Source organism: Eubacterium sp. (assembly GCF_057858645.1).
In genome coordinates this window covers 21,811-46,161 of the sequence record NZ_DBLZZO010000007.1, presented here as the reverse complement: position 1 = coordinate 46,161, position 24,351 = coordinate 21,811, and the positions used below count along the sequence as shown (strand labels likewise).

General features: G+C 34.9%; 22 protein-coding genes. 21 read left to right on the top strand and 1 reads right to left on the bottom strand.

Annotated elements, in window-relative coordinates; genetic code table 11:
• The first annotated feature begins 13 nt into the window (after positions 1-13).
• From clpX to thiI, 16 genes are all read left to right on the top strand, one after another.
• Positions 14-1,288 (top strand): ATP-dependent Clp protease ATP-binding subunit ClpX, encoded by a 1,275-nt coding sequence (clpX, locus tag ACZM4J_RS03805; RefSeq protein ID WP_118436998.1) that lies wholly within the window; start codon positions 14-16, stop codon positions 1,286-1,288.
• Between the two features lie 36 nt (positions 1,289-1,324).
• On the top strand, positions 1,325-3,637 hold the full coding sequence (gene lon, locus ACZM4J_RS03800; RefSeq protein WP_428244548.1) for an endopeptidase La: 2,313 nt from the start codon (positions 1,325-1,327) through the stop codon (positions 3,635-3,637).
• A gap of 32 nt (positions 3,638-3,669) precedes the next feature.
• Positions 3,670-4,269: a ribosome biogenesis GTP-binding protein YihA/YsxC gene (gene yihA, locus ACZM4J_RS03795; protein WP_022165078.1), complete on the top strand. Its 600-nt coding sequence runs from the start codon at positions 3,670-3,672 to the stop codon at positions 4,267-4,269.
• Between the two features lie 3 nt (positions 4,270-4,272).
• Positions 4,273-4,797, top strand: a complete 525-nt coding sequence (locus tag ACZM4J_RS03790) for a DUF4364 family protein (protein WP_022165079.1) — start codon at positions 4,273-4,275, stop codon at positions 4,795-4,797.
• Between the two features lie 12 nt (positions 4,798-4,809).
• Positions 4,810-6,624, top strand: coding sequence for a translation elongation factor 4 (lepA, locus tag ACZM4J_RS03785; RefSeq protein ID WP_428244550.1), 1,815 nt, complete (start codon positions 4,810-4,812; stop codon positions 6,622-6,624).
• 106 nt (positions 6,625-6,730) lie between these two features.
• Positions 6,731-7,963, top strand: coding sequence for a radical SAM family heme chaperone HemW (gene hemW, locus ACZM4J_RS03780; RefSeq protein ID WP_022165081.1), 1,233 nt, complete (start codon positions 6,731-6,733; stop codon positions 7,961-7,963).
• A 146-nt stretch (positions 7,964-8,109) separates the two neighbouring features.
• On the top strand, positions 8,110-8,646 hold the full coding sequence (locus ACZM4J_RS03775) for an LOG family protein (RefSeq protein WP_022165082.1): 537 nt from the start codon (positions 8,110-8,112) through the stop codon (positions 8,644-8,646).
• A 106-nt stretch (positions 8,647-8,752) separates the two neighbouring features.
• Positions 8,753-9,586, top strand: a complete 834-nt coding sequence (locus ACZM4J_RS03770; protein ID WP_428244551.1) for a DegV family protein — start codon at positions 8,753-8,755, stop codon at positions 9,584-9,586.
• A 305-nt stretch (positions 9,587-9,891) separates the two neighbouring features.
• Positions 9,892-10,935 carry a heat-inducible transcriptional repressor HrcA gene (gene hrcA, locus ACZM4J_RS03765; RefSeq protein ID WP_022165084.1) on the top strand — a complete coding sequence of 348 codons (1,044 nt, stop codon included), beginning with the start codon at positions 9,892-9,894 and terminating at the stop codon, positions 10,933-10,935.
• 19 nt (positions 10,936-10,954) lie between these two features.
• A complete protein-coding gene (gene grpE, locus ACZM4J_RS03760) occupies positions 10,955-11,581 on the top strand; it encodes a nucleotide exchange factor GrpE (protein WP_022165085.1) in 627 nt (208 codons plus the stop codon).
• A 42-nt stretch (positions 11,582-11,623) separates the two neighbouring features.
• Positions 11,624-13,477 carry a molecular chaperone DnaK gene (gene dnaK, locus ACZM4J_RS03755; protein WP_022165086.1) on the top strand — a complete coding sequence of 618 codons (1,854 nt, stop codon included), beginning with the start codon at positions 11,624-11,626 and terminating at the stop codon, positions 13,475-13,477.
• An 8-nt stretch (positions 13,478-13,485) separates the two neighbouring features.
• Complete coding sequence (gene dnaJ, locus ACZM4J_RS03750; protein ID WP_412622304.1) at positions 13,486-14,652, top strand: molecular chaperone DnaJ; 1,167 nt, start codon at positions 13,486-13,488, stop codon at positions 14,650-14,652.
• 535 nt (positions 14,653-15,187) lie between these two features.
• On the top strand, positions 15,188-16,153 hold the full coding sequence (gene prmA, locus ACZM4J_RS03745; RefSeq protein WP_301956176.1) for a 50S ribosomal protein L11 methyltransferase: 966 nt from the start codon (positions 15,188-15,190) through the stop codon (positions 16,151-16,153).
• A gap of 17 nt (positions 16,154-16,170) precedes the next feature.
• Positions 16,171-16,908 carry a 16S rRNA (uracil(1498)-N(3))-methyltransferase gene (locus tag ACZM4J_RS03740; protein ID WP_412622306.1) on the top strand — a complete coding sequence of 246 codons (738 nt, stop codon included), beginning with the start codon at positions 16,171-16,173 and terminating at the stop codon, positions 16,906-16,908.
• Between the two features lies 1 nt (position 16,909).
• Complete coding sequence (locus ACZM4J_RS03735) at positions 16,910-18,064, top strand: cysteine desulfurase family protein (protein ID WP_412622308.1); 1,155 nt, start codon at positions 16,910-16,912, stop codon at positions 18,062-18,064.
• Between the two features lie 183 nt (positions 18,065-18,247).
• Positions 18,248-19,426 (top strand): tRNA uracil 4-sulfurtransferase ThiI, encoded by a 1,179-nt coding sequence (thiI, locus tag ACZM4J_RS03730; protein WP_118437023.1) that lies wholly within the window; start codon positions 18,248-18,250, stop codon positions 19,424-19,426.
• Positions 19,427-19,637: 211 nt separating this feature from the next.
• On the opposite strand, the gene ACZM4J_RS03725 is transcribed toward thiI, so the two are convergent.
• Positions 19,638-19,865, bottom strand: a complete 228-nt coding sequence (locus tag ACZM4J_RS03725) for an HPr family phosphocarrier protein (RefSeq protein WP_118000269.1) — start codon at positions 19,863-19,865, stop codon at positions 19,638-19,640.
• 127 nt (positions 19,866-19,992) lie between these two features.
• On the opposite strand from ACZM4J_RS03725, the gene mtaB reads away from it, so the two are divergent.
• From mtaB to ACZM4J_RS03700, 5 genes are all read left to right on the top strand, one after another.
• Positions 19,993-21,288, top strand: coding sequence for a tRNA (N(6)-L-threonylcarbamoyladenosine(37)-C(2))-methylthiotransferase MtaB (mtaB, locus tag ACZM4J_RS03720; RefSeq protein ID WP_412622309.1), 1,296 nt, complete (start codon positions 19,993-19,995; stop codon positions 21,286-21,288).
• Positions 21,289-21,346: 58 nt separating this feature from the next.
• Positions 21,347-21,607, top strand: coding sequence for an IreB family regulatory phosphoprotein (locus ACZM4J_RS03715; protein WP_022165740.1), 261 nt, complete (start codon positions 21,347-21,349; stop codon positions 21,605-21,607).
• 238 nt (positions 21,608-21,845) lie between these two features.
• A complete protein-coding gene (ruvX, locus tag ACZM4J_RS03710) occupies positions 21,846-22,259 on the top strand; it encodes a Holliday junction resolvase RuvX (RefSeq protein ID WP_302690248.1) in 414 nt (137 codons plus the stop codon).
• A gap of 65 nt (positions 22,260-22,324) precedes the next feature.
• A complete protein-coding gene (locus ACZM4J_RS03705) occupies positions 22,325-22,597 on the top strand; it encodes a DUF1292 domain-containing protein (RefSeq protein ID WP_022165738.1) in 273 nt (90 codons plus the stop codon).
• An 80-nt stretch (positions 22,598-22,677) separates the two neighbouring features.
• Positions 22,678-24,339: a ribonuclease J gene (locus ACZM4J_RS03700; RefSeq protein ID WP_302690249.1), complete on the top strand. Its 1,662-nt coding sequence runs from the start codon at positions 22,678-22,680 to the stop codon at positions 24,337-24,339.
• Positions 24,340-24,351 lie beyond the last annotated feature (12 nt).

Below are 24,351 nucleotides of genomic sequence, written 5' to 3'. Positions count from 1 at the left end.
ATGCGAGGTTATTATGGCGAATAAAAATATAACTGATAACAATTTGCGCTGTTCTTTTTGCGGTAGAAGTGAGAATCAGGTTAGAAGACTTATAGCAGGTCCGAACAATGCATACATTTGTGATGAATGTGTTGAGATTTGTGCAAGCATAGTTGATGATGAAATCTATGGTGATGAAAAGAAAAGTGCAAATGAGGAAATCAATTTACTAAAGCCTAAAGAAATAAAAGAATTCTTGGATCAATATGTTATTGGACAGCAGGAAGCAAAGAAAGTTCTTTCAGTTGCTGTTTACAATCATTACAAGAGAGTATTGGCTGACAAGGATTTAGATGTAGAATTACAGAAATCAAACATATTACTTTTAGGTCCAACCGGTTCAGGTAAAACATATCTTGCTCAAACATTAGCCAAAATTTTAAATGTACCTTTTGCAATTGCAGATGCTACAACATTAACAGAGGCTGGTTATGTTGGTGAAGATGTTGAAAATATTCTGCTTAAATTAATTCAGGCAGCAGACTATGATATTGAGAGAGCAGAACATGGTATTATTTATATAGATGAAATTGATAAGATTACAAAGAAATCAGAGAATGTTTCTATTACAAGAGACGTTTCAGGTGAAGGTGTTCAGCAGGCTTTGCTTAAGATTTTAGAAGGAACAGAAGCCAGCGTTCCACCACAGGGTGGTAGAAAACATCCACAGCAGGAACTTATCCCTATTGATACTACAAATATTTTATTTATTTGTGGTGGAGCTTTTGCAGGACTGGATAAGATTATTGAAAGAAGACTTGATAAGAGTTCAATAGGTTTCAATACTGAAATTGCTGAGAAATCTGAAATTGTTGAAGATGAATTGTTGAAGGAAGTTATGCCGGAAGATTTAGTTAAGTTCGGTTTGATTCCTGAATTTATCGGAAGAGTACCGGTAACAGTTACATTAGATTACTTAGATGAAAAAGCATTAGAAAAGATTTTAACAGAACCAAAGAATGCTTTAGTTAAACAGTATAAGAAATTGTTTGAGTTAGATGGAGTTAAATTAACATTTACAGATGAAGCGATAAACGCTATTGCCAAATTAACTGTTAAGAGAAAAACAGGTGCAAGAGGCCTTAGAGCAATTATTGAAAATGTTATTATGGATATTATGTATGAGACACCATCTGACGAATCAATAAAAGAATGTATTATAAATGAAGATGTGGTAAATGGATTAGCGGATCCTGAAATAATTTATAATTCGGTAATCCCTAAAAAGAATACTACAAAAAAGAAATAATTAGCCACATTTAAGTTGCTATTACAAGGAGAAGACATGTCAGAGAACTTAAAAACTTTTCCGGTTATACCATTAAGAGGCCTTACTATTATACCGGGAACAACTGTTCATTTTGACGTTCGCAGAAAAGCATCAATTGCAGCAGCAGAAGAGTCAATGATTGACGATAAAGAATTGTTTGTTGTTGCACAAAAAGACCCGGTGGAAGACACACCGGGTTTTGATGGTATATACAAGGTTGGAACAGTTGTAGTTGTAAAGCAGTTAAATAAACTTCCCGATGACGTGGTAAGAGTTATGGTGGAGGCAAAAGCCAAAGGAGAAATACAGTCTTTATACATGGCTGATGGACATTTTGCCGGGGAAGTTTCAATTATAGAAGAAGATAAAAATACTTTAACAGAGGCGCAGGAAGAAGCTTATGTTAGAGAATTAAGAGATACTTTAAAATTATTCGAGGGTAAGGTAAGAGAATTATCTCCTTCAAGTTTAAGAGGTTTGTTAGATATTAGTAATATTGAAACTCTAATGAACCAGATTTTAATGAGAATAAAAGTAGGATATAAATTAAAACAGGAATACTTGGAACAGAACAGTATTGAAGATAAATTTACTACTATATATTCGTTTCTTGCAAAAGAAAATGAAGTTGCACAGGTTAGAAATGAGATTATAGAAAAAGTTAAACAACGTTTAGAAAAAAGTCAGAAGGAACATATTCTTCGCGAACAGATGCAGATTATCAAAGAAGAATTAGGGGATGACTTTGACGCAGAAACAGATCAGCTTGAAGAGAAGATTAATAATTTAAACGCAGATGACAGTGTTAAAGAAAAATTATTAAAAGAACTTTCAAGATATAAATCAGCCATGGGTAATCCGGCAGAAGGTAACATTATTAGAACCTATTTGGAAACAATGTTAGATTTGCCATGGAACAATGAAACAGAAGAAAATCCCAACCTGCAGAATGCAGAGGAAATTTTAAATAGAGACCATTACCAATTAACTAAAGTTAAAGAAAGAATTTTAGAATTTTTAGCTGTAAGACAATTGACTATGGCAAAGGGTGAGGCACCGATTATTTGTCTTGTGGGACCTCCAGGAACAGGTAAGACAAGTATTGCAAAATCAATTGCAGAGGCACTTAACAAGAAATATGTTAGAATATCATTAGGTGGTGTTAGTGATGAGTCAGAAATTCGCGGACACCGTAAAACATATTTAGGAGCAATGCCAGGTAGAATCCTTAAAGGACTAAAGCAGGCAGGAAGTTCTAATCCTTTAATTTTATTTGATGAAATAGATAAAATGGGACAGGGAGTTCATGGAGATCCGGCGTCAGCCTTATTAGAAGTGTTGGATTCAGAGCAGAACTCAAAGTTTAGAGATAATTACGCTGAAATACCAATTGATTTATCAAAGGTTTTATTTGTGGCAACAGCTAATGACGCAGGCACAATTCCAAGACCTTTACTTGACAGAATGGAAATAATAGAAATTGAAGGTTATACTCAAAACGAAAAATTCCATATTGCCAAGGAACATTTAATTAGTAAAGAATTTGAAAAAAATGGTATAAAGAAAAGCTGGTTATCCATCACAGATGAAGCAATTAACAGTATTATCCGCTACTATACAAGAGAAGCAGGTGTAAGACAGTTAGAAAGAGAAATTTCAAAGATTTGTCGCAAGGCAGCAGGTCTTATTATCAAAAACAACAAAAAGCGTTTAAAGGTTACTTCAAAGAATATTGAAAAATATCTTGGCAGAAAGATTTTTGACGATGACAAGGCTAATGAAAAGAATGATATTGGTATTGTAAGAGGACTTGCCTGGACAGCAGTTGGTGGAACAACTTTACAAATCGAAGTAAACACAATGCCTGGCAAGGGTCAGTTGAAATTAACAGGTCAGTTAGGCGATGTTATGAAAGAATCTGCACAGATTGCACTTTCTTATGTAAGAAGCATTGCAGGTAAGTATGGCGTGGCAGATGATTACTTTGAAAAACATGACATACATATTCATGTTCCGGAAGGGGCAGTGCCAAAGGATGGACCGTCAGCAGGTATCACTATGGCAACAGCAATACTTTCGGCTGTTACAAACAGAGAAGTGAACTGTAAAGTTGCAATGACCGGTGAAATTAATTTACGAGGGAAGGTTATGCCAATTGGTGGATTAAAAGAAAAGTTATTGGCAGCAAAGAACGCAGGTATTAAGATTGTAGTAGTACCTAAGAAGAACAAACCAATGCTTGAAGAAATATCAAAAGAGATAACAGGCGGAATGAAAATTGTTCTGGCTGAAACAATGGATGATGTTATAAAGATTGCATTAGTTTAGAATTTGATTTACAGTGAAAGATAGGAGAGAAGATGATAGTTAAAAATGTTGAATTGGAAACAGTTTGTGGAATAACAAGTAAATTACCGGAAAATACAATGCCGGAAATTGCTTTTGCAGGAAAGTCAAATGTAGGAAAATCATCATTAATAAATGGTTTGGTTAATAGAAAAGCATTGGCTAGAACATCTTCTCAGCCGGGAAAAACTCAGACAATTAATTTTTACAATGTAAATAAGGAAATGTATTTCGTAGACCTACCGGGGTATGGTTATGCCAGCGTGTCTAAGGAAATAAAAGCAAAGTGGGGCAGGATGATTGAAAATTATCTTCATACTTCACAAATGCTGCAGGCAGTGTTTTTGTTAATAGACATAAGACATGAGCCATCAAAGAATGACGTTAATATGTATGAGTGGATTTTGGCAAACGGTTATGAACCGATTATTATAGCAACTAAGTTAGACAAGATAAAAAGAAGTCAGGTTCAGAAGAACATCAAAATGATTCGTCAGGGATTAAACGTAATTCCGGGAACAAAGATTTTACCATTCTCAGCTCAGACAAAGCAGGGAAAAGAAGAAATTTTACAGGTTATAGAAGAATTAGCAAAAGGTACAGTAGAGGAGTAGAATATGGCAATAGAAACAGAAACTTTATACAAGTTAATGATTATGCATATGTTAAATAAAGTAGAATTTCCATTGACTAACTCACAGATTGCACAATTCTTTTTGGAAAATGAATATACAAATTATTTTGCTGTGCAGAAAGCAATTAATGAACTTATTGAGGATGGGTTTGTTTTTTCAAATGTAAACAGAAATACATCATATTACCATTTATCATCAGAGGGAAGAGAGAGTCTTAAATTCTTCGAGAACAAGATACCTAACCAGGTTATTGATGATATAGATATGTTTTTGGTTGACAACAGATACGAACTTAGAAACGAAGTAGGTACGGTGTCTGATTATTACAGGGCTTCTAATGGGGACTATGTGGTACATTGTCAGGTAAAAGAAGGTGACAGCACGTTAATTGAGCTGAATATTTCAACCCCTGATAAGCACATGGCATCTAAGATGTGTACTAATTGGGAAGCAATGAACAACAGTCAAAAAATATATCAGTTTGTAATTGATAATCTTACTAAGTAATTGGAGGAAAAAGTGGCACATATTGATCAGAGTAAAATTAGAAATTTTTGTATTATAGCTCATATAGACCATGGTAAATCAACTTTGGCAGACAGAATAATTGAAATGACAGGTCTTTTAACAAACAGGGAAATGCAGGCTCAGGTTCTTGACAATATGGAACTTGAAAGAGAAAGAGGCATTACAATTAAGTCTCAGGCAGTTCGTACTGTTTACAAGGCAAAAGATGGCGAGGAATATATTTTCAATTTAATTGATACACCGGGCCATGTGGATTTTAACTATGAGGTTTCGAGAAGTTTGGCAGCATGTGATGGTGCAGTGTTGGTAGTTGATGCGGCACAGGGCGTTGAGGCACAGACTTTGGCAAACGTTTATTTGGCATTAGACCATGACTTGGAAGTGTTTCCGGTTATTAACAAGATAGATTTACCATCAGCAGATCCTGACAGGGTAAAAGCTGAAATCGAAGATGTTATTGGTCTTGAGGCGGAAGATGCACCTCTTATTTCTGCAAAAACAGGTTTAAACTGTGAGGATGTATTAGAGGCAATTGTAAAAAATATACCGGCACCTACAGGTGATTCAAATGCACCTTTACAGGCTTTAATATTTGATAGCTTATATGATTCCTACAAAGGTGTAATTGTATTTTGCCGTATTAAGGAAGGTACTGTAAAGCCGGGAATGAATATAAAAATGATGGCAACAGGTGCAGTGGCAAATGTTGTAGAAGTTGGATATTTTGGCGCAGGTCAGTTTATTCCTTGTGATGAATTACCGGCAGGAATGGTAGGCTACATAACAGCCAGCATTAAAAATGTGTCAGATACAAAAGTAGGTGATACAGTTACAAATGCGGATGCCCCATGTGATAAGCCACTTCCGGGTTACAAGGAAGTTCAGCCAATGGTTTATTGTGGCTTGTATCCGGCTGATGGAGCAAAGTATCCTGATTTAAGAGATGCTTTAGAAAAATTACAGTTAAATGATGCAGCTTTGAAATTTGAACCTGAAACATCAATCGCTTTAGGTTTTGGTTTCAGATGCGGATTCCTAGGCTTGCTCCATTTGGAAATTATTCAGGAAAGACTAGAGAGAGAATATGGACTTGACCTGGTTACTACAGCACCATCTGTTATTTACAAGGTATACAAGGAAAACGGTGAGATAATTGAACTTACTAACCCAACAAACCTTCCTGATCCAAGTGAAATAGCTTATATGGAAGAACCTATTGTTAGTGCAGAGATAATGGTTACAACAGAATTTATCGGTGCCATTATGGAACTTTGCCAGCAACGAAGAGGAACATATATTAGCATGGAATATGTAGAAGGACAAAGAGCACTCCTTAAATACGATATTCCATTAAATGAAATTATTTATGATTTTTTTGATGCATTAAAGTCACGTTCAAGAGGTTATGCTTCTTTTGACTATGAATTGAAAGGCTATGAACAGGCTAAGTTAGTTAAGCTTGATATTCTTATTAATAAAGAAGAAGTGGATGCCTTATCATTTATTGTTCCTGAAGCATCAGCTTACGAGCGTGGAAGAAAGATGTGCGAGAAATTAAAGAAGGAAATACCAAGACAGTTGTTTGAAGTTCCAATTCAGGCAGCAGTTGGTAGCAAGGTAATTGCAAGAGAAACTGTTAAGGCAATGAGAAAAGACGTATTGGCAAAATGTTATGGTGGTGATATTTCCCGTAAGAGAAAACTTCTTGAAAAACAGAAGGAAGGAAAGAAGAGAATGCGTCAGGTTGGAAACGTAGAAATTCCACAGAGTGCATTTATGGCAGTTTTAAAATTAGACGAAGAATAGAATATATAGAAATATGTATTTGTGATTATAAGAATTTTTACAGTGCCAAAGAATACTAGATGTTAGTTTTCTTTGGCATTAGTTATATTGTAAGGAAGGATAAGAAATGAACAGTAAGCAGTTGGAAATATATATTCATATTCCTTTTTGCGTGAGAAAGTGTGATTATTGTGATTTTTTATCAATGAGCATGGACGAAGGTACAAAAAGAGAATATGTAAATGCTTTGGTTAGAGAGATAGAATTAAGCAAAGAAAAGATGGAAGGCAGAGTTGTTACAAGTGTTTTCATAGGCGGTGGAACGCCGTCAATTTTGCAGGAAAATTTTATTACAAAAATTATGGAGGCGGTAAAAAATAACTGTCAGTTATCTGATGATGCCGAGATTACTATTGAGTGTAACCCCGGAACTGTAACAGAATCAAAATTAAGTAGTTACAAAGAAGCAGGAATTAACAGAATCAGTTTTGGACTTCAGTCTGCAAATAATCAGGAACTTAGAAGCATAGGTCGTATTCACGATTTTACAAAGTTTAAAGAAAGTTATGAGTTGGCAAGAAAAGCAGGCTTTGAAAACATCAATGTGGACGTAATGAGTGCTTTACCAGGACAGACAGTTGAAAGTTACAAATATACGTTGGAAAGAGTGCTGGCATTGGAGCCGGAGCATATTTCCGCTTATAGCCTTATTGTTGAAGATGGGACGCCACTTCAGGAAAGAGTCCAGGAGGCGGAAAGCAAAAACATTAATATTTTGCCGGACGAAGATGCTGAAAGAGAAATGTATTATTTAACTGAAAAAATGCTGGAAGAAAACGGATATGTACATTATGAAATATCAAACTATGGCAAGCCGGGATTTCAGTGCAGGCATAATATAGGTTATTGGAAGAGAGTGGATTATTTGGGCTTTGGTCTTGGCGCGGCTTCTTTATATAACAACAGCAGATACAGTAATACCGAAGATATTGATAAATACATTAGTTTGCTTTTGGATGGCAAAGATACAGATAGTGATTTTTACGGCGACAGTTTTATTTATCAGGATGACATCTGGGATATAACAGAGGATGCCATTTCTGTAATAGAAGGAAAAATCCAGCGTTTAACAGAAAAAGATAAAAAAGAAGAATTTATGTTTTTGGGACTTAGAATGATTGACGGAATTTCAAAAGAAGAATTTCATCAGGCATTTGACAGAAAATACGACAGCGTGTACGGAGAGGTAACAGAAAAATTAGTGCAGCAGGGACTTATAGAAGTCAATGGTGACAACGTGCGTTTAACTAAAAGAGGTGTGGATCTAAGCAATTATGCAATGTCTCAGTTTTTGTTGTAAGATTACTGTGACTTTGTGTAAGATTGTTATGTTTCGTGTAAGTTTAACAAGATTGGATTGCAATACAGAAAATTCTTTGATTCTTTTGGAATAGATAGTATAATATAAAACATATTATAAATTACAAACGGAAAAGAGGGATTATTATGGACAGAAAAACAATATGCATTTACGGATCATTCTCACCTTACGTTTCAGAAGAAAAGTTAAAACCATACTATGATATGGGAAAGAAGTTAGGAGAAAAGTACGACCTTATTTATGGAGGCGGTGCAGATAGTACACTTGGATATATGGCAAGAGGAATGCACGACGGAGGTGCTTACATAACAGGTGTATATCCAAAGGCATTTAAGAATATGAACGTGTTCAAAGGATGTGATAAGGAAATTGTTTGTGATTCAATGGCTGAGCGCAAAGGACATTTTGAATCGGAAGCTGACGTGTTCATTGTTTTACCAGGTGGCGTTGGAACAATGGATGAGTTATTTGAAGCAATTGTATTAATCGAAAAGTATATGATTGAAGGAAAAGTAATTATTTTTAACCACAATGGTTTTTATGATACATTACTTAAATTTATGGATGAAATGAAGGAACAGGGAATGTTCCACTGCGATTTATCAAGAGTGTATAGCGTTGCTAATACATTTGAAGATATTGAAGAGATGATTGTAAAATAATAAAAATTTGACTAAATTGCAAATGTGTAGTAAAGTACAAAATACAAGCTGTTCATAAAGTAAACTATTGTGAACAGCTTTTGTTTTGGTTAAAAGGAGATGCAGAATGATAAAATTTTTAATTGACTCAGGTTCTGATTATGATAAAGAACAGTTACAGGGAAAAGGGATAGAGTACATACCGATAGCGATTAGTGTAGGAGATAAGAGTTTTAGAGACGGTGAAATTTCTAAGGATGAATTTTATAAATTAACACAGGAATCAGATGAGTTCCCTAAAACAGCTCAGCCATCACCACAGGATTTTATTGACATATTTGAAAAAATTAAGGCAGATGGAGACGAGCTTATATGTATTTTACTTTCATCAGGTTTAAGTGGCTTGATTCAAAGTGCCACATTAGCTAAGAACATGGTTGAATATGATAAGATACATATAGTTGATTCATTATCAGCTACTTTTGTTATTAAGGTTTTGGTTGACTATGGCATACAGTTAAGAGACAGTGGCAAGACAGCAGAAGAAATAGTTGCGGCTATTAAAGAAATTCAGCCAAAGGTTAGAATGTATGCAGTGCTTGATACATTGGATAATTTGTATAAAGGTGGTCGTTTGTCAAAAATCGAAGCAGGAATTGGCACAATTGCAAAAATAAAACCTTTAATTTATTTTACAGAAGATGGAAAAGTAGGTATTAAGGCAAAGAGCATTGGAAAGAAAAAAGCTTTAAATGATATTATGAAGTTGATTTCAAACGACACAATTAATACAGACTTCCCGGTTTACAGTATATATTCAATTGGAACTGTAAATAATGAAACTTTTACAGACAGATTGAAAGAAGCTAATATTGAAGTTTCAGACAGATTACAGATTGGACCAACAATTGGTACACACATCGGACCTGAAGCATACGGAATTGTTTATGTAGCAGAGTAATTCTTGCTTTATGGTCTTACATAAGAACAAAGAAAATAAGAAAATATAAAGCATTAACATAAAATCAATTAAAGTGTTTATGTTAAAGAGAATAAGAAAGTTGTTGTTAGGATAATATTCTATAGTTTAACGGACTTAAGAGTATTAAAATAATGACAACTTTTTTTTACATTTAATTTACAATTCTTTTTAAAATAAAGTGTTGACAAAGAATATTGATAGTGATAGATTAGACCATAGAAAAGATGTTAGCACTCAAACAACACGAGTGCTAATAGTCTTAAAACCATAGAAAGGAGTAATCTATGGAACTGAATGAAAGAAAAGAAAAGATTCTGGATGCAGTAATTAGAAATTACTTAGAGACAGGGGAACCGGTTGGCTCAAGAACAATTTCTAAATACACAGATCTGAATCTTAGTTCAGCAACAATCAGAAATGAAATGTCTGATCTTGAGGAAATGGGTTATATAGTTCAGCCTCATACATCAGCAGGTAGAATTCCTACTGATAAAGGTTATCGATTTTATGTAGACCACATGCTCAAAGATAAGATGTCAGAATTAGATGAGCGTGAGAAGAAGGTTAGCGAGAAGGAAGACCTTTTAATTGAAAAAGTTGACAAGGTTGAGACACTTCTCCAGAATATGGCAAAGGTTTTAGCAAACAATACAAACTATGCCACAATGGTTTCTTCTCCAAAGTCTCAGGGAAACAAAATCAAATTCATACAGTTATCTGTACTTGAAGAAAAACAGTTGTTGTGCACAGTGGTTTCCGATAAGAACCACGTAGTGAATAAGATTGTTAATGTTGACAGAGTTGTAAGTCAGGAAATGATAGTGAGACTTAACGTGGCACTTAACACAGCACTTGCAGGTTTGGCTTTAGAGGAAATTAACTTAGGTGTTATTTCAGCATTGACTTCACAGGCAGGTGAATATGAGGATTTGGTTAATGAAGTGCTTAAGGCAATAACAGAAGCTATTTCCACTGAGGAGCAAATGAAGATTTACACATCAGGTGCAACAAATATTTTTAAATATCCTGAACTTAGTGACAAGGAGAGAGCAAGTCAGCTTCTTACCACACTGGAAGAAAAGTCACAGCTAACAGAATTGATTAACGAAAGTGATGAAGAAACCGGAATTCAGGTTTACATCGGAAACGAGAGTCCGGTTCAGTCCATGAAGGATTGCAGTGTTGTAACTGCTACTTACGAATTAGAAGATGGTTTCAAAGGAACAATCGGTATCATTGGTCCAAAGCGAATGGATTATGAAAAGGTTGTTGAAACCTTAAGAGTTGTAAAAGAACAGTTAAATGAAAACTTTAACGACAAAGAATAAATTTAGAAAGGAAAGTCCAATGGAAAAGGAAAATAAGGACTTGGAAGAAAACCAGAAAGTAGATGTAGAAGAAGCATCTGCAGTGGAAGAGAACCAAGAAGTTGAGAATTCAGAAGAGAAGACTGAAGAATCCAAGGAAACACAGGAAACAGAAGATGCTTCAGAAGAGAAAACTGAAAAGAAAAAGAAAAAAGGCTTCAAGCGAAAAGATAAGAGAGATGAGCAAATAGAAGAACTTAATGATAAATATCAAAGACTATTTGCAGAATTTCAAAATTTTAGAAGCAGAAGTGATAAAGAAAAAACAGCAATGTTTGAAACAGGCGCAAAATCAATTATTGAAAAGATTTTACCTGTAGTTGATAACTTCGAAAGAGGAGTTGCAGCACTTAGTGAAGAAGATTTAGAATCACCTGTAGGACAGGGAATGAATCTTATATATAAACAGTTACTTCAGACTCTTGAAGATATTGGAGTTGAAGCAATTGAGGCGAAGGGAAAGGAATTTGATCCTGAACTTCACAACGCTGTAATGCATGAAGACAATGACGAACTTGGTGAAAACGTTGTGTCAGAGGAATTACAGAAAGGTTATAAATACAGAAATACAGTGGTAAGACACAGTATGGTAAAAGTAGCTAATTAGTTTTATTTGAAATAATCATATATTTATTAGGAGGAAAATAAAATGGGAAAGATTATTGGTATTGATTTAGGAACAACAAACTCATGTGTAGCTGTTATGGAAGGTGGAGAACCTACAGTTATCACAAATGCAGACGGAGCAAGAACAACTCCATCAGTAGTAGCATTTAAGAAAGATGGAGAAAGATTAGTTGGTGAGCAGGCTAAACGTCAGGCTGTTACAAACGCAGAAGGAACAATCTCATCAATTAAAAGACATATGGGAACAGATTACAAGGCAAATGTAGCAGGAAAAGAATATACACCACAGGCTATTTCAGCTATGATTCTTCAGAAGTTAAAAGCTGATGCAGAAGCTTACCTTGGTGAAAAAGTTACAGAAGCTGTTATTACAGTACCTGCTTACTTTAACGATGCTCAGAGACAGGCTACAAAAGATGCCGGTAAGATTGCAGGACTTGATGTTAAGAGAATTATCAACGAGCCAACAGCAGCAGCTTTAGCTTATGGTCTTGATAACGAAGGGGAACAGAAGATTATGGTATACGATTTAGGTGGTGGTACATTTGATGTATCTATTATCGAAATCGGTGATGGTGTAATCGAAGTTTTAGCAACAAACGGTGATAACAAACTTGGTGGTGATGACTTTGATAAGAAAGTTATGGACTACATGGTAGCAGACTTTAAGTCAAAGACAGGAATTGACCTTTCAGGTGACAAGATGGCTATGGAAAGAATTAAAGCTGAAGCAGAAGATGCAAAGAAGAAACTTTCATCAGCTACTCAGGTTGAAATTAGCATCCCATTCATTACAGCAAATGAACAGGGACCACAGCATTTAAATATGACACTTACAAAGGCTAAATTTGATGAATTAACAAGAGATTTAGTTGAAAGAACAGCAATCCCAGTACAGAATGCTTTAAAGGATGCAGGAATTTCAGCATCAGAACTTAGCAAGGTATTATTAGTTGGTGGTTCTACAAGAATCCCAGCTGTACAGGATAAGGTAAAACAGTTAACAGGTCATGAACCATCAAAGAAGATGAATCCTGATGAATGTGTTGCACTTGGTGCTTCAATTCAGGGTGGTAAATTAGCAGGTGATGCAGGTGCCGGCGATATCCTTCTTCTTGATGTAACTCCACTTTCATTATCAATTGAAACAATGGGTGGTGTAGCTACAAGACTTATTGAAAGAAACACAACAATTCCTACAAAGAAGAGCCAGATTTTCTCAACAGCAGCAGATAACCAGACAGCCGTTGATATCAATGTTGTACAGGGTGAAAGACAGTTTGCCAGAGATAATAAATCACTTGGTCAGTTCAGACTTGATGGAATTCCACCAGCAAGAAGAGGTGTTCCACAGATTGAAGTTACATTCGATATTGATGCAAACGGTATCGTAAATGTATCAGCTAAGGACCTTGGAACAGGTAAGGAACAGCACATCACAATTACAGCAGGTTCAAATATGTCAGATGAAGATATTGATAAGGCTGTAAAAGAAGCTGCAGAATTTGAAGCAGCTGATAAGAAACGTAAGGAAGCAATTGATGCTAAGAACGAAGCTGATTCAATTATCACACAGACAGAAACAGCAATGAATGAAGCTGGTGATAAATTAGCAGATGCTGATAAGCAGGCTGTTCAGGCTGACATTGATGCATTAAAAGCAACAGTAGCAGCAATTGGTGAAAATGAACCAACAGAAGCTCAGGTTGAAGAATTAAAGGCTGGAAAAGAAAAATTAATGAATTCTGCACAGCAGTTATTCTCAAAGATGTATGAACAGGCACAGGCTGCAGGAGCACAGGGTGCAGGTCCTGACATGGGAGCAGGTTCAAAACCGGAAGATGATGTAGTAGATGGAGACTTTACAGAGGTTTAAAATAGATCATGGCAGATAAAAGAGATTATTATGAAGTGCTAGGCGTTGATAAGAACGCTGACGAAGCAACAATAAAGAAAGCATATAGAAAATTAGCCAAGAAATATCATCCCGATGCAAATCCGGGTGATGAGGAAGCTGCCACAAAATTTAAAGAGGCATCTGAAGCATACGCAGTGCTTAGTGATGCAGACAAGAGAAGACAGTATGACCAGTTTGGTCATGCTGCCTTTGATGGTGGTGCAGGTGGCTCCGGCGGATTTGATTTTAACAATTTTGACTTCGGTGATATTTTTGGCGGAAGTGGATTTGGAGACATTTTTGGCGACCTATTCGGTGGCGGTGGACGTAGAGGCCCTAGCAATGGACCAAGACGTGGAGCCGACGTTAGAACAGGACTCCGTATTACTTTTGAAGAGGCTGTATTTGGCTGTAAGAAAGAAGTTACAATTAACTTTAAGGAAGAATGTAGCACTTGTAAAGGTAGTGGAGCAAAGCCAGGCACATCTCCTGAAACATGTAGCAAATGTGGTGGTAAAGGACAGTATGTATCACGTCAGCAGACTATGTTTGGCATGATGCAAAGCACACAGGTTTGCCCGGACTGTAATGGTACAGGTAAAGTCATTAAAGAAAAATGTCCGGACTGTCATGGAGCAGGCTACAAGTCTACAAGAAAGAAAATCACAATTGATATCCCTGCAGGTATAGACGATATGCAGAGAATCAGAAAAACAGGAGAAGGCGAGCCTGGAACAAATGGCGGTCCAAGAGGTGATTTACTTGTAGATATCAGAGTAATTCCAAGTAATGAATTTGAACGTAATGGAATGGATTTATATACAACAACATCTATATCTTTTGCACAGGCTGCTTTAGGTGGCGACATTCGTGTTAAGACAGTAGATGGCGATGTTAAGTTCAACATTAAGCCTGGAACACAAACAGGTACCCGCATTAGATTAAGAGGAAAAGGTGTATGCAATGTACACAATCAGAATGCAAGAGGTGATCAGTATTCAACATTAGTTGTTAAGGTTCCAACAAAACTTAACAATGAACAAAAAGACTTAATCAAGAAACTTGACGAGATTTCAGGAAATTCATTAAAGGAATTTGATGATAACAAATCAGAACACGAGAAAACAAAAAAGAAGAAAAAGAAATTTTTCTAGTTTAGGAAATATGGATGGAAAAGAGCTGTCGCTTTAACAATTTAGAGTTGTTAAGGCACGGCTCTTTTTGGTTATATCTTATTTGTGTGGCTCTATTCATTCTTTTGTCTTTTGGCTTAATTTGCTATTGTTCGGGGGATACAGTTATGGCAGGTATTATGGTGTTTCCACCCTTTAGAAGTTATAACAATCTAAAGGGGTGGAAAAAACTGAAAGTATACAAAAATATGATAAGAGAAAAATGAAGAAGTCCTTGGAAATCCACCCCTAAGGAGTCATAACAATCTAAAGGGGTGGAAAAAACTGAAAATATAGAAAAATATGAGAAGAAAAAATCGAAGAAATGTCAGGAAATCCACCCCTAAGAAGTTATAACAATCTAAAGGGGTGGAAAGATTGAAAATATCTAAAAATGATAAGAAAACAAATGACAAGAAAATTGATAAATTTGCTTAAATTCTCTATGTGTGTTATGATATTTTAGTTTTATAGTAATAATTTATAAATATGAATTGAAAAGAAGATTGGAGTTTCTATGAAGTGGAATAAATATAGATTGAAAACTACAACACAGGCAAGTGATTTCGTGTGTAGTATTTTAATTGATCTTGGAATAACAGGTATGGAAGTTGAAGATAATATACAACTAACAGAGGAAGAGAAAAAAGCACAATTTATAGATTATTTAGCAGATTTGCCGGAAGATGATGGAACAGCTTATGTAAGTTTTTACACAGAGGAAGATTCACAGGATGCGGACAATGAAAAGTTACTTGATACTTTGAGAGAAAAGTTAAAAGAAGCAAAGTCATTTCTAGATGTAGGTGAAGGCACAATCGAGAAAACTATGACAGAAGATGTAGACTGGGTAAACAATTGGAAGAAATATTTCAAGTCATTTACAGTAGATAATTTCTTCATTAAGCCAACTTGGGAAGAACTTGATGAAAGTCACAAGAACATGGAAATGATAGAAATTGATCCGGGAACTGCATTTGGCACAGGAAAACATGACACAACTCAGCTTTGTATTAAGCAGCTTATAAAATATGTAAAGCCGGGAGATAAAGTTTTGGATTTAGGTTGCGGAAGCGGCATACTTTCAATTGTTGCAAAAAAACTAGGAGCAGCAGAAGTTACAATGACTGACATTGACCCGGCGGCAATTGAAGCTGTAGGAGAAAATTTTGCAGTAAATAAGATGTTAATGGACGATGTGGAAGTGCTTGCTGGAAATGTATTGGAAGATACAAAAATGCAGAAAAAATTTGAAACAGAGAAATATGACATTGTTGTGGCAAACATTTTGGCTGACGTAATTATTCCAATAGCAGGAATAGTTGACAGATTTTTAAAACCAAACGGCATATTTATTTCATCAGGAATTATTTATATGAAAGAAGACGATGTAAAAGAAGCCGTAAAAAAGAATGAAAATTTACAATTAACAGATGTGGTAAAGCAGGGCGATTGGCGCGCAGTTATGGCAAAATTACAGTAAAATATTTAGGAGAAAAAATGTACAGATTTTTTGTTGAACCAAATCAAATTGGGGAAGAATCAATAGTAATAGTTGGAAAAGACGTGAATCATATAAAAAATGTTTTGCGTATGAAAATTGGCGAGACAATCTTAATAAGTGATGGAAGTGACAAGGAATACATTTGTAGTGTGGAGAAAATTGCAGATGATGAAATCACAGCAAAAATAGAAGATATTAATGGCAAAACAAGAGAGTTACCAATTAAAGTTACTTTGTTTCAGGCATTGCCTAAAGGTGACAAAATGGAAACCATTATACAGAAAATGGTGGAACTTGGTGCTTATCAGATAGTGCCAATGTCAACAAAACGTTGCGTAGTGAAATTAGATGCAAAGAAGGCAGCTAATAAAGTGAAACGCTGGAATGCCATTGCGGAAAGTGCCGCAAAACAGTCAAAGCGCGGTATTATACCGGAAGTAGCAGAGGTTCATACTTTTAAAGAGGCTGTGGAAAAAGCAAAAGAACTGGATATGATTCTCATACCTTATGAAGAAGCAAAAAACATGGTATATACAAGAGAGATTATTTCAAAAATTGAACCAGGTATGTCTGTGGGAATTTTTATTGGCTCAGAAGGTGGTTTTTCTAAAGAGGAAGTTCAAACAGCAAAAGACAATGGAGCAGAAGAAATAACTCTTGGTAAAAGAATATTGCGTACAGAAACGGCGGGCATGACAGTGATGGCTGTTTTAATGTACTTAATGGAGGAATAAAATGGAAGCATATTTTGATAATTCAGCAACAACCAAGGTATCTGAAGCTGTAAAAGATATTGTTGTAAAAGTAATGGTGGAAGACTATGGAAATCCATCGTCAATGCACATGGTTGGCGTTAATGCTGAAAAATATTTAAAAGCAGCTCAGGAAAATATAGCTAAAATATTGAAGGTAGACCCAAAGGAAATTTATTTTACATCAGGTGGTACTGAGTCAAATAACTGGGCTATTAGAGGTGCAGTGGAAGCTAATAAGCGAAACGGTAATAAAATTATAACAACAATGGTTGAGCATGCTTCCGTAAAAAGTCCAATGAAGTATCTTGAAAATCAGGGATACGAAGTAACATATTTGCCCGTTGATGAGTATGGCGTTGTTAGCATTGATGCTTTAAAAGAAGCAATGAGCGAAGATACAATTTTAGTTTCAATAATGTATGTAAACAACGAGGTTGGAGCTATTGAACCTGTTGAAGAAATAGGTAAGTATATAAAAAGTGTAAATAAAAATGTTATTTATCACGTTGATGCAATTCAGGCTTTTGGTAAGCTGGAAATAAAACCAAGAAAAAGCAACATTGATGTATTGACGGTTAGTGGTCATAAGATTCATGGACCAAAGGGAACAGGTTTTATGTACCTAAAGAAAAATGCGAAAGTTAATCCATTTATTTTAGGTGGTGGTCAGCAGGAAGGAATGCGTTCAGGAACAGAAAATGTTCCGGGAATTGCAGGTATCGGACAGGCGGCAAAAGACTGTTATGATAATTTGCAGGAAAATGTTTCTAAAATGACAGAGTTAAAAGACTACCTAATTGACAGTTTGCAGACAATTGATGGTGTGACAATTAACAGTCGAAAAGGGGCAGAGGGTGCACCACACGTTGTAAGCGCAAGCTTTAGTGGAGTAAGAAGCGAAGTTTTATTGCACGCTCTTGAAGATAAAGGCGTTTATATTTCAGCAGGTAGTGCATGCTCTTCAAACAAGCCAGCCATTAGTGAAACTTTAAAGGCAATGGGCATTGGCAAGGATTTACTTGGTTCTACAGTTAGGTTTAGTTTTTGCAAAGACAACACAAAAGAAGAAATTGATTACGCCGTAGAGCAGTTAAAACAAATGTTACCAATTTTGAGAAAATACGTGCGTAGATAGAATGGCACATAAACGTAAGCACAGAAAATTACCGAAGAATAATATAGGCATAAGAGTGCATATATCCATATAGAACCATACAAGAAGAGCACGTTTGATTATCGAAAAAACACAAATATACCAGTATTTTTATAGGAGAAATATATGAGCGTAAGTACACATTTTATAGTTGGAGGAGAAAAGATGTTTAAATCGTTTTTAATTAAGTACGCCGAAATAGGTGTAAAAGGAAAAAACAGATATATTTTTGAAAATGCTTTAGTTGACAACGCCAAAAGAGCATTAGATAAAATTGATGGAGATTTTAGTGTAACAAAAGAAAACGGAAGAATTTATGCAATAGCAAATGCTGAATATGATTTTGATGAGGCAGTAAATGCACTTCAGCATGTATTTGGTATTGTGGGAATTTGTCCTATGGTTCAGATTGAAGATAATGGATTTGAAGATTTAGCACAGCAGGTAATTAAATATATTGATGAAACATATCCTGAAAAGAATTTTACTTTTAAGGTAATGGCCAGACGTGCAAGAAAAAATTATCCAATGAACTCAATGGAACTTAACGCAGAATTAGGTGGAAAAATCTTAGAGGCTTTTGAAGGCTTGAAAGTAGATGTTCATAATCCTGACATTGAAATTAATGTAGAAATCAGAAATCATATTAACATTTATTCAATGATTATTCCAGGACCAGGTGGTATGCCTGTAGGAACAGCAGGAAAGGCAATGCTTCTTTTATCAGGTGGAATTGACAGCCCTGTTGCAGGTTGGATGACTGCAAAACGTGGTGTTGTAGTTGATGCAGTATATTTCCATGCACCACCATACACATCAGAAAGAGCAAAGCAGAAGGTTGTGGATTTGGCAAAATTAGTTTCAAAATATTCAGGCCCAATGAATTTATACGTTGTTAATTTTACAGATATTCAGATGTATATTTACGATAAATGTCCCCACGATGAGCTTACTATTATTATGAGAAGATATATGATGCGAATTGCAGAATATTTCGCAAACAAAGAAAATGCTCAGGGACTTATTACAGGTGAATCAATTGGTCAGGTGGCAAGCCAGACAATGCAAAGTCTTGCTGCAACAAATGATGTTTGTACAATGCCTGTATTCAGACCGGTTATCGCTTTTGACAAGCAGGAAATTATTGATATTTCATTGAATATTGGCACATATGAAACATCAATTCTTCCATACGAAGATTGTTGTACAACTTTCGTTGCAAAACATCCTGTAACTAAACCTAACATTAACGTTATCAGAAATTCAGAAAAGAAGTTAGCTGAAGAAATCGACAGAATGTTTGAAGAAGCGGTTAATACAGCAGAATTAATTAAAATTCAGTAAGGTTAAAAGAAATCGATTTAAAATAAACAGATAAGTGACATGATAAAAGTGTTAGTTTAAAGTGGAGAAATGTTAATAAGAACAGTTTTTTCGAGAGAGTATGTTAATAGAAGTTTCTAAGAAGGTTTTTTATGTAATAAGAAATTCTTCTGGAATTTCTATTACATAAAAAATAGCCGGCTGAAAAGCCGGCTTACATAAGAAATTAAACTTATTTATATTTTTCTAAAACACTTAAAATTTCATCAAGATCTGTTTCGCTATGTATATTTAAATCTATTGGTTTTGAAAGGTCTAAACTAAAGATTCCCATAATTGATTTGGCATCAATAACATAACGACCTGAAACTAAATCAAAGTCACTATCAAATTTTGTAATATCATTTACAAAAGATTTTACTTTGTCTATTGAACCTAGATTGATTGTTACTGTTTTCATTTTTCAAACACCTCACTCTCTCAATTTCTTATGCCTACATAATACCACGTATTATGTGAATGTTCAATTACAACAAATAATAAAAATTATTTAAAAAATTAGTAAATTTGCTATAAAGGAGAAATAAATGCTTAAAGTTGCACTACACAATTTAGGCTGTAAGGTTAATTCCTACGAAACAGAAGCAATGAAACAATTGCTTGAAAACAATGGATATGAAATAGTTCCGTTTACAGATAAGGCGGATGTATATATTGTAAATACATGTTCCGTAACAAACATGGCTGACAGAAAATCAAGACAAATGCTTCACAAGGCGAAAAAGAAAAATCCGGAAGGGGTTGTTGTGGCAACAGGCTGTTACGTCCAAACAGCAACAGAAAAAATAAAAGAAGATTTGGCAATTGATATTGTTGTTGGAAATAACAAGAAAAAAGATATTGTAAATATTTTAAAAGAATATTTTGAAGATAAAGAAAAATCATTTGTTATTGATATAAATAATACAGATGAATACGAAGATTTTGAAGTTGCTACAGTTACAGAACATACCAGAGCACACATAAAGATTCAGGATGGATGTAACAATTTTTGCTCATATTGCATTATACCTTATGCAAGAGGCAGAATCAGAAGCCGTAAGTTGGAAAACATCAAAGAAGAAATTGTCAGATTATCTGAAAAAGGATTTCACGAGGTTGTTCTTACAGGAATCAATCTTGGCTTCTACAAAGACGAAGATAAAACATTAATTGATGTTATAGAAATGGCAGATTCAATTGAAGGAATTGAGCGAATCAGACTTGGCTCAGTTGATCCTGAAATTATAACAGAAGAATTTGTGGCAAGATTAAAACATGTTAAGAAGATGTGCCCACATTTTCATTTGTCAATGCAGAGCGGTTGCGACAACGTGCTTAAGGCAATGAATAGACATTACACAACAAAAGAGTATTTTGAGAAATGTGAGATGCTAAGAAGTATATATGAAAATCCTGCCATTACAACAGATATTATTGTTGGATTTCCAGGAGAAACTGAAGAGGATTTCGAAACAACAGTTGAATTTACCAAGAAGATTGGATTTTCACAGATACATGTTTTTAAATATTCAAAGCGTAACGGCACAAGAGCAGCAGTGATGGAAAATCAGGTTGACGAGCAGATTAAAACAAAGAGAAGTGAAGTTTTAATTAAGCAAGGTGAAGAGTTAATGAAAGCTTACAGACAGAATTTTATTAATAAAAAGATTGAAGTTTTGTTTGAAGAAAGCAAAGAAATTAACGGAAAAAATTACATGTTAGGTCATACTAAAAACTATATAGAGGTGGCTGTAGAAACTAATGACGATTTTTCAGGTAAAATTTGCAAAGTTATTGTGCAAGACTTCCTAAATGACGAAATAGTGCTTGCCACTAGATAGTTTTTATATTAAACTTATAAATATACTGCCAACAATGGCATAAAAAGGACGTGAGAAGATGAACAATTTAGAACACACACAGTTTTTTAAAGTAGGACAGGAACAGAAATTAGGAGTAGAGGAAATTTTCGAGCAGGTATATGAAGCACTTGCAGAAAAGGGATACAATCCTGTAAACCAGATTGTAGGATATATTATGTCTGGTGATCCAACTTACATTACAAGTCATAAGAATGCAAGAAGTCTTATTATGAAGGTTGAACGTGATGAGTTAATTGAAGAAGCTGTGAAGTATTACATTAACAACAAGTTAAAATAATTAGAATATCGGATTTGAAATGCTCTGTAGAGAAGGTGAGTGCTAGACTTTGTTATTGGGGCGCAGAATGTCGTAGATTTTCAAAGGACATTCTTTATTCTACAGGATGTTTATGCCCTTTGGACAAAGGATTGGATAATTATGTATTTTTGCCGAAGGTGAATAATTTAATGAATAATTAAAGGACTTAAATGCAAATAGAAGTATTAATGGCAATTAGTATTGGAAAGGCAAAATAGTGAGATTATTAGGTTTGGATTTTGGCTCTAAAACTGTAGGGGTAGCAGTGTCTGATGAATTAGGACTTACGGCTACAGGTTTAGAAATTGTAAGAAGAACATCCCCAAACAAATTGAGAAAAACATTAGCCAGGATAGAAAAAATAATTGAAGAATATAATATTGAGAAAATAATTTTGGGATATCCTGTAATGTTAGATGGCAGTGAAGGGGAAAGAGTTGAGAAAACAAAAGAATTTGCTTCAATGCTTGAGAGAAGAACAGGCAAGGAAATTATATTTCAGGATGAAAGATTAACTACTGTTGAAGCATACGAAATAATGGATTTAATGGGAATCAAAAAAGAAGAGAGATATGATTACGTGGATATGGTTGCCGCAAAGGTCATACTTGAGGATTATCTTAATAGATAGGACAAATAACTAAAAGTAACGCACAAGTAAGAATTAGAAAAATATGTAAAGTAAGAGGTTTTTTAATGGAAGAAAAGATTATTTTTGTAGACGAAGATGGAAATGAAATTGAAATGTATGTTATTGAAGAAACAAGAATTAACAATGTTAATTACCTTCTTGTAACAGATGATGAAGGTGACAGCGAAGAAGCAGAAGCATACATTTTGAAAGATATATCTAATGACGAAGATGAAGAAGCTGTATATGAAATAGTAGATGATGAGTCAGAGGTGGACTACATTGGCAGAGTATTTTCAGAGTTACTTGAAGATATCGATATTACTACAGAAGATTAGTTGTCTGAAATTTCGGGCGTTAGTATGAAAGGTCTTTTATAGACCTTTTTATTGTGAAAAGAGGAGGATTTTGTTAAATAATGAGCGACAATTCGAAGATTAAAATAATTCCTCTAGGTGGTTTAGAGGAAATCGGAATGAACATGACAGCATTCGAATACAATGATGGCATCATTGTAGTTGACTGTGGTCTATCATTCCCATCTGATGATATGTTAGGAATTGACTGTGTAATTCCTGATATTACATTTTTAAAGGAAAACATTAAGAAGGTAAAAGGTTTTGTAATCACACATGGTCACGAAGATCATATTGGTGCATTACCATACGTTTTGAAAGAAATAAATGTACCTATTTACGCAACAAAGCTTACAATGGGTATTATTGAAGGAAAGCTTAAAGAGCATGAATTATTAAAGGCTGTTAAGCGTAAAGTTGTTAAGTTCGGACAGAGTATTCACTTAGGTGATTTTAGAATAGAATTTATTAGAACAAATCATAGTATTGCAGATGCAGCAGCACTTGCAATCCACACTCCTGAAGGCATTATTGTGCATACAGGAGATTTTAAGGTTGATTACACACCTGTTTTCGGTGATGCAATTAATTTGGCTAGATTTAGTGAACTTGGGAAAAAAGGTGTACTTGCTCTTATGTGCGATAGTACAAATGCGTTAAGACCGGGATTTACACCTTCTGAAAGAACAGTAGGAAAAACATTCGATCATATATTTTCTGAGCATACCGATGGTAGAATTATCATCGCAACATTTGCATCAAACGTTGACAGAGTTCAACAGATTATCAACACTGCATGTAAATATAAAAGAAAAGTTATTGTTGAAGGAAGAAGTATGGTAAACATTATTTCTGTTGCAAGAGAAATGGGTTACTTGAAAATTCCTGAAAATACATTAATCAGCATAGAAGAAATGGATAGTTATACAGACAACCAGTTAGTTCTTATTACTACAGGTAGTCAGGGTGAATCAATGGCAGCCTTGTCACGTATGGCTGCATCTCTTCATAGAAAAGTACACATTAAGCCTAGCGATACAATCGTATTTAGTTCAACACCTATACCGGGAAATGAAAAAGCGGTTACAAAGGTAATAAACGAATTGTATCAGCAGGGGGCAGAAGTAATATTCCAGGATACTCACGTATCAGGACATGCATGTCAGGAAGAAATTAAGCTTATGTATGCTTTAGTTAAGCCAAAATATTCAATTCCTGTTCATGGTGAATATCAGCATTTAAAAGAACATGGAAGATTAGCAGAGAACATGGGCATTCCAAAAGAAAATATTTTCATTATGGAATCAGGTGACGTTCTTGCGTTAAACAAGGAATCTGCTAAGGTTGAAGGAAAAGTTCCTGCAGGTTCAGTTTTAGTAGACGGACTTGGCGTTGGTGATGTTGGAAACATTGTTTTAAGAGACAGACAGAATTTAGCTGAAAACGGAATTATCATAGTTGTATTAACTTTAGAAAAATACACAAATCAGATTTTGGCAGGCCCTGACATTGTAACAAGAGGTTTTGTATATGTAAGAGAATCTGAGAATTTAATTGAAAATGCCAAAGAAGTAGTCACAGAAGCTTTACTGGACTGTTTGGAAAGCAAAAATGTTGATTGGGGCAAAATCAAAATGGTAGTAAAAGATAGTCTTGGCGAATATTTATGGAAGACTATGAAGAGAAGTCCAATGATTTTACCAATAATTATGGAAGTGGAATAGTTAGGAGTTTGT